The organism is Allobosea sp. (genome assembly GCF_048595345.1).
Taxonomy (GTDB): domain Bacteria; phylum Pseudomonadota; class Alphaproteobacteria; order Rhizobiales; family Beijerinckiaceae; genus Allobosea.
On the sequence record NZ_JBMDWH010000183.1, the window covers coordinates 1 to 5768 of the forward strand.

Below are 5768 nucleotides of genomic sequence, written 5' to 3' on the forward strand. Positions count from 1 at the left end.
CTCCTGGACCGCCAGCCAGTTCGACCCGAAGCTGAACTGGGACGATGTGAAGTGGATCAAGGATCAGTGGGGTGGCAAGCTGATCCTCAAGGGCATCCTCGACCCCGAGGACGCCGAAATGGCGGCGAACAGCGGCGCCGATGCGCTGATCGTCTCCAACCATGGCGGGCGCCAGCTCGACGGCGCCCTGTCTTCGATCGAGGCGCTGCCGGGCATCGTCGATCAGGTCGGCGACCGTATCGAGGTGCTGTTCGACAGCGGCATCCGCTCCGGGCAGGACGTGCTGAAGGCGATCGCGCTGGGGGCCAAGGGCACCTTCATCGGCCGCGCCTTCCTCTACGGCCTCGGCGCGATGGGCGAACAGGGCGTCACCTGCGCGCTCGATATCATCCGCAAGGAACTAGACACCACCATGGCCCTGTGCGGCCTGCGCGACATCCAGAATGTCGACGAGCGCATCCTGGTCGGCGGGCGCGAGGGCGCGATCCGGCGGCTGGCTGACGGCTGAGCCGATTCGGGAGGCGGCATTGCCTTGATGCGGACGGGCGCGCGTCGTGCCGATCTCAGCCACGCTCGGATCAAGCGCGCCCCCCTATCTGCACGGCTTCTTCATCTCCCCCGGCCCCGGCCGCATCCTGCTCTGCCTCGCCGCGAACTGATCAGCGGCAGCATCAACCGCACCGGCCAGGCCCCCAGCCCATCTCGCATGCGAGCATTCGGCGGCCGTGTTTTCGGACGATCGCTCCTGCGCCTCACCCGATCTCGCGGACGAAGCGGGGCTGCGGCTTGGAGTAATCCATCAGCCGCAGCGCCGCGAGATCGGCGAGGATGCTGAAATGCTCCAGAGCTCCGTAGATGGCGAGATTCTCCAGCTTCGGCTCGCCGCCCAGCGCGAGAGCTGGTTTGAAGCCATAGATCTGCCCGAGCTTCAGCGGGCCCAGCGCCTTGCGCGCCCGCTTGAACAAATGTTTCCCGGACGTGTCATTCTGATCGTAGGAAGCGGCGTCGATCATCGTCAACGCCGTGCCGAGCGAAATTTCGGCAGAACCACCTCCATCACCACGCAGCAGGTCACGGGCCACGGCTTCGCCATTGGGCAGCCGGACACGAACAGCCCGGTGAATCTCGTGCCACAGCAGAAGGCTGCCCATCGCCGAAAACCCAAGCAGATGCAGGCGCGCAGCGTCCAGTTGCGGATCTGCGCCGAACAGGCGCTCGACCACGGGGGCATAGCGCCGCGGATCGCAAAGCTGGAAATAGCCGTCGAGCACCAGCCCGATCCCGACCTCTTCCCAGAAATCGGTCAGGCTGTCCGGCACCTTGCCCCGATAAGCCGCCCGCACCGCCTCATCGAGCGCGCCCCCGCCGACGGGACGCCCAAAGCGCTCAAGAAAATATTCGAAGTCCTCGCTGAGTTTGGTCATGGGCCTCCCAGCTTGCAACTACCCGAAAAAAATGGGACGCGCCTCAGATCTGATGCCATCGTATCGGCCCGGGCAAAGACGTTGACCGCAAACTGATCATCGTCGCCATCGTGAAAGCCGGTCAGGCTGAGTGACGCACGATAGCTCACAACAAATCCAAAGCTTTCGACCAGCGGCCCGAAACTCTTCTCGATGAAGCGCAGAGCATCCGGTCGATTGTCGGGCGCCAAGGCGACGCCATCGAGGGATACGCCCGGCACTTGCAAGCCAAAGGATATTTCGACGAGCGAACCCTTCTCATAATGCAGGATCGGGAGGTCGAGCGCACGGGTTTCACTTCCGGGCAAAGATGACCCCGGATCCGTCTTGACCCGCAGGGGCGCCCCCAGGATCGCCGCAACATGCGCGGCGGAGGCCCCGAAATGCAGTGGCCCTGCGCCATCGCCCGGCCGAATGTCCCAACGCATATGTTCAGCCTCACCCGCATAGGGCCTCAGGCCGGATCGGCATCCCTCCGCAGGACGGTATCGGTCGTCAGTTCATCGCCGCGTCGCAGAATGGCGAAATCGGCCGCCGCATCAGCGCCCGCGCCGCCTGCCACAGCTCGGGCGTCAGCAGCGACAGCAGATAGCCCGCCGCATCGCGGATCTCGGGCCGTCGCTGCATGAGGGGCGAGCCGCTCTTGGCCGCCGCACCTCGCGGGCTCCATTACACAAGCCCTCCTACGGAATCAGCTTGCCCGAATGCGGCTTGTAGCGCTCGAAAAACCGGCGCATTTCCAGAAAATCCCGATCCACCACCCGCACATAGTTGATGTCCTTACGGGTCTTCTGGCGTGTGGCAATGATGCCGAGACTGCGAAAGTAATAGCTCTCCGCATTGATCAGGATATCGCTGTCGAGCGAGGCCAGATGATTGAGCAGCACCGCGCGCGGCTCGGTGAGCGGATGCCCGTCGAGCACCGCCTCGGACGACTTGCCATCGATGCTGATCGCGGCGAGCCGACCTTGCCAATAGTGCAGATCGATCACCGGCAAGGCGGCATTGGGCTTGCGGCTTTCGATGAGCTGATCGCGCTGGAACGGCTTCAGCTCGTCGAGCATAAAGTCGTAGGTCATCGGGTCCTCGACCGATTTCGGCGGCCCGGCCACGGCCGCGACCTCGGCCGGGCTCATCCCCAGCAGGAGCGGGCCGAAGCCCCGATTGAACATGATCTCGACGGTCATCCCGGCCCTTCTCCCACATCCGATCGATCGGTGCGGTGTCGTGCTCCCGGCCATGCGGAGCGGCAGGGCGTTTGCAGCATAACCCGCCGGGAAGCGCTCACACCACGGATGGCCGGTCGATATCGAAGACGTCGATCTGCTTGTCCTCGAACAGGGTTTCGAGCGCTTCGGCGCCATGCTCCTCGGCATGTCTCCGCTCCATCTCGGAGATCGGCACCGCCATCAGGAATGCCACAGTCTTGCTCTCGAAGGTCATCGTCTTCAGCCGCTCGTCCCAGAGGAAGGGCGGCACGAACATCACATGCGCCAGCGTCTTCGACATCGTATACATCGTCACGATATCGGGGTAGATCACACCCGGCGCGATGAACCATTTGTCCTTGATGATGTAAAAGGCACAGGTCGAGATGACGTTGGGGAAATGTCGGGTCTCGGCGGCGCAGGCTCCGACGATCTCCACCCGAGCCGGATAGGGCTTGCCGTCCATCATCACCGGGTGATCCGAGAGATTGACCGTGGCATAGCTCACGACGCCCCTTTGTGGGGCATCCGCGCATTTGAGGATCGCGACCGAGGTCGTTTCCCGCTCATCCCACCACAGATTGACCGAAGGCTTGCCACCGAAGATGGAAACGAGCGATCGCGCGATGATCTTGTTCTCTTTGGACGTTTCCATCGTCGATCTGGGCCTTCGTCTTCGTACGGTCCCTCCTCACCCGATCTCGCGGACGAAGCGGGGCTGCGGCGTGGAGTAGTCCATCAGCCGCAGCGGCGCGAGATCGGCAAGGATGCTGAAATGCTCCAGAGCTCCGTAGATGGCGAGGTTCTCCAGCTTCGGCTCGCCGCCGAGTGCCAGCGCCGGCTTGAAGCCATAGACATGCCCGGCGCGGTCCTGAGCGAGAGAGCCGGTGCTCCAGGGGTCTCGGTCACTGACCCGACCGTCCCTTCAAAGCGACGCGGATGAATCGCAGCCCGTCAAAGGCTGGGAATAACCCACGGGCTCATATCCTCGAGCAGGAAGTCGAATTGTCCCTTGCGGAAGACGGTCAGCGATCGTTCATCCGGATCGGACCGCCAGCGCAAGGTCTTCAGATCGATGAAGCCGGTCGTGTTGACGCCCAGCGGCAGAAACAGCACGGATCCGACGCCTGCATACGCACTCCCGGCGAGCGTGTAGAGCCGGGAGAGCACGATGAACGGGTCCTCGCCGAAAATGTCGATCCCGCCGATTCTAACGCCGGGAATGCTGGGAAGGAACTCGATTTCAGACAGCTGCCCTTCGGCGAAAGTGAGGATTGGATCGGTCTCGCCGCGCCGCTCGGTCAGGCCCCCAAGAAAATTGGCCTTCACGGAAGCCGGCGGCCCCAGCAGACGTTCGGCCTCTTTCTGACTCGAACCGAACCGCAAGGACCCGGCGCCGTGATAAGGTTCGATCGTCCACATGGAGAAGGCCTCACTTGATGATGCCATTGCGCTTCAGGCAGAGCGTATAAGCCTCCATCTGCGCGATAGCGCTATCGTATTTTGGCGAGAACTGAGCCAGATCGGCGATATCCATCGCTTGGGCAGCCATGAAGTTGCCGGAGTCGATCAGTTTTTTCTGCGCCTGCTGATAGGCGCGAGCGGAAGCGGACGAGCCATAGCTTGCCGTGAGTTTGTGGTCTGCCTCGTCCATCTGCACGGCCGGCCCCACCGCCCAAGGCAAGTGCGAGGCCGAGTCGGCTGGGGTATGATGCGGAGAGAGCTTGTCCCCCACCGTACCGCGCAGCCCACCGGCTGCACCGCCGCGATAGGGGCTTCCGGGCACGCCAGAGGCCAAGCTGGCGCATGGATTGTCCTTGCAGGTCGCGCAAGTGACGGTCTTGGTCCCCGCCTTGTCCTTTTCTGTCGCCTCGCTGTCGGCTTTCGTCATCTGGCTGGCGGTGATTGCGCCGGCTCCGACAACGCCGACGGCGATGGCAACCGCGTTTTCGGCGATAAATGTCCCCACCGCTGACCAGAATGGCCAGGTCGGCGGCGAAAAGGGCAGAGCGATTGCCATCAGTCCGCTCGACGCAAGGCGCCGATCATGCCTCGCATGAGCATGGCGACACGTTCATCGGCCGAAACGGAAGCATCCCGGCGGGCGAATAGTTCCGCCACACCCTCGGCTTCCAAGATCCGACCATTCGAAATCAGCTGAAGGTAAGCCCACCGGCAATGCGCACCTTCGGCTTCCATGCCCATCGCTGTGGATTGCTGGACAGATTGCGCTGCGAACGCCTGCAGCTCGGTGTCGGTGAGAACGATCCCGGCTGGCATATTGTCGCGCAGATAGACGCTGACGCGCTGCGCCATGACGCTTTGTTGCTGATCGCGCAAGCCGCCCATCTGCTCGGCCGAAAACCGCAGCATGCCCGGTGCCGGGGGCGGCAAGGCGGGCGGTTTGGCGATCCGGTGCAGCCCGCCATGGTCGGGGGCCTCGAACACCACGCCGGCGGCGCGGCCGAAGAAGCGGGCCTGCTGCTCGGGCGTCAGCAGCGGCAGCAGGCTGCCCAGCACGTTCGGGTCCCAATGGCGGAAGAGCACGCTCTCATAGGCGGGGTATTCTTCCGGATCGATCTCCTCGCCCCGGGCCTGCGCCTCTGCGCGAGCCTCATTCGGGATCTGGACGAGATTGAGCGTGCGCAGATGCCGGTAGAGCGCGTCGATCCCGTCCTGCCAGGACCAGACCACCAGAGCCGGCCTGCCGGCGGCGAGCGCCTGTGCCGCCTGCCACTGCTCGGCATTCAAGAGCGGCACCAGATAGCCCGCCGCATCGCGGATCTCGGGCCGCCCGCCCTCCAGGTAAAGCGCCCGCCCGCTCAGCCCATAGGAGGCCAGCAGCAGCGGCAGATCGTCGAATGGCCCGCCATCGATGACGGCGAACCAGTCCTGCGGCAGGCTCCCCAACGCCGCCGCGAAGGCGTCCGGCCCGTTCATCGCCGGCCTCTCACGGCCGCACGAAGGGTGCGCCGCTCTGGGCCGCCGCCTTCATGCAGCTGGCGGGCGCGGCCGGGCCCGCCCCGCCCCCGCCCCCGCCCCCCGCCACCCCGCGCACCACCCTCGGCAGGCCGGGGACGATAACCCCCCCAGGGGG

At 64.4% G+C, this 5768-nt stretch carries 9 protein-coding genes and 1 pseudogene; 1 reads left to right on the forward strand and 9 read right to left on the reverse strand.

Going from position 1 to position 5768, the window contains the following annotated elements:
• On the forward strand, nucleotides 1-508 hold a 508-nt coding region (locus tag ACOJTB_RS16495; RefSeq protein ID WP_420103614.1), incomplete at its 5' end, for an alpha-hydroxy acid oxidase.
• 244 nt (nucleotides 509-752) lie between these two features.
• On the opposite strand, the gene ACOJTB_RS16500 is transcribed toward ACOJTB_RS16495, so the two are convergent.
• The 9 genes and pseudogenes from ACOJTB_RS16500 to ACOJTB_RS16540 form a co-directional block, all read right to left on the reverse strand.
• Nucleotides 753-1424 carry a GAD-like domain-containing protein gene (locus tag ACOJTB_RS16500; RefSeq protein WP_420103615.1) on the reverse strand — a complete coding sequence of 224 codons (672 nt, stop codon included), beginning with the start codon at nucleotides 1422-1424 and terminating at the stop codon, nucleotides 753-755.
• Entirely contained in the window at nucleotides 1421-1891 is a 471-nt protein-coding gene (locus ACOJTB_RS16505; RefSeq protein ID WP_420103616.1) for a hypothetical protein, read from the reverse strand. The genes ACOJTB_RS16500 and ACOJTB_RS16505 overlap by 4 nt, the downstream gene beginning before the upstream one ends.
• A 67-nt stretch (nucleotides 1892-1958) precedes the next feature.
• Nucleotides 1959-2090, reverse strand: coding sequence for a hypothetical protein (locus ACOJTB_RS16510; protein WP_420103617.1), 132 nt, complete (start codon nucleotides 2088-2090; stop codon nucleotides 1959-1961).
• 56 nt (nucleotides 2091-2146) lie between these two features.
• A complete protein-coding gene (locus ACOJTB_RS16515) occupies nucleotides 2147-2650 on the reverse strand; it encodes a hypothetical protein (protein ID WP_420103618.1) in 504 nt (167 codons plus the stop codon).
• 97 nt (nucleotides 2651-2747) lie between these two features.
• Nucleotides 2748-3326 carry a suppressor of fused domain protein gene (locus tag ACOJTB_RS16520; RefSeq protein WP_420103619.1) on the reverse strand — a complete coding sequence of 193 codons (579 nt, stop codon included), beginning with the start codon at nucleotides 3324-3326 and terminating at the stop codon, nucleotides 2748-2750.
• 36 nt (nucleotides 3327-3362) lie between these two features.
• Nucleotides 3363-3524 (reverse strand): annotated as a pseudogene (locus ACOJTB_RS16525) (T6SS immunity protein Tdi1 domain-containing protein); the annotation flags it as partial.
• Nucleotides 3525-3625: 101 nt separating this feature from the next.
• The gene (locus tag ACOJTB_RS16530) at nucleotides 3626-4093 is read right to left on the reverse strand and encodes a hypothetical protein (RefSeq protein ID WP_420103620.1); all 468 of its coding nucleotides are present in this window, start codon (nucleotides 4091-4093) and stop codon (nucleotides 3626-3628) included.
• A 10-nt stretch (nucleotides 4094-4103) separates the two neighbouring features.
• The gene (locus tag ACOJTB_RS16535) at nucleotides 4104-4691 is read right to left on the reverse strand and encodes a hypothetical protein (protein ID WP_420103621.1); all 588 of its coding nucleotides are present in this window, start codon (nucleotides 4689-4691) and stop codon (nucleotides 4104-4106) included.
• Nucleotides 4691-5611: a DUF4123 domain-containing protein gene (locus ACOJTB_RS16540; protein ID WP_420103622.1), complete on the reverse strand. Its 921-nt coding sequence runs from the start codon at nucleotides 5609-5611 to the stop codon at nucleotides 4691-4693. The genes ACOJTB_RS16535 and ACOJTB_RS16540 overlap by 1 nt, the downstream gene beginning before the upstream one ends.
• Nucleotides 5612-5768: the final 157 nt, after the last annotated feature.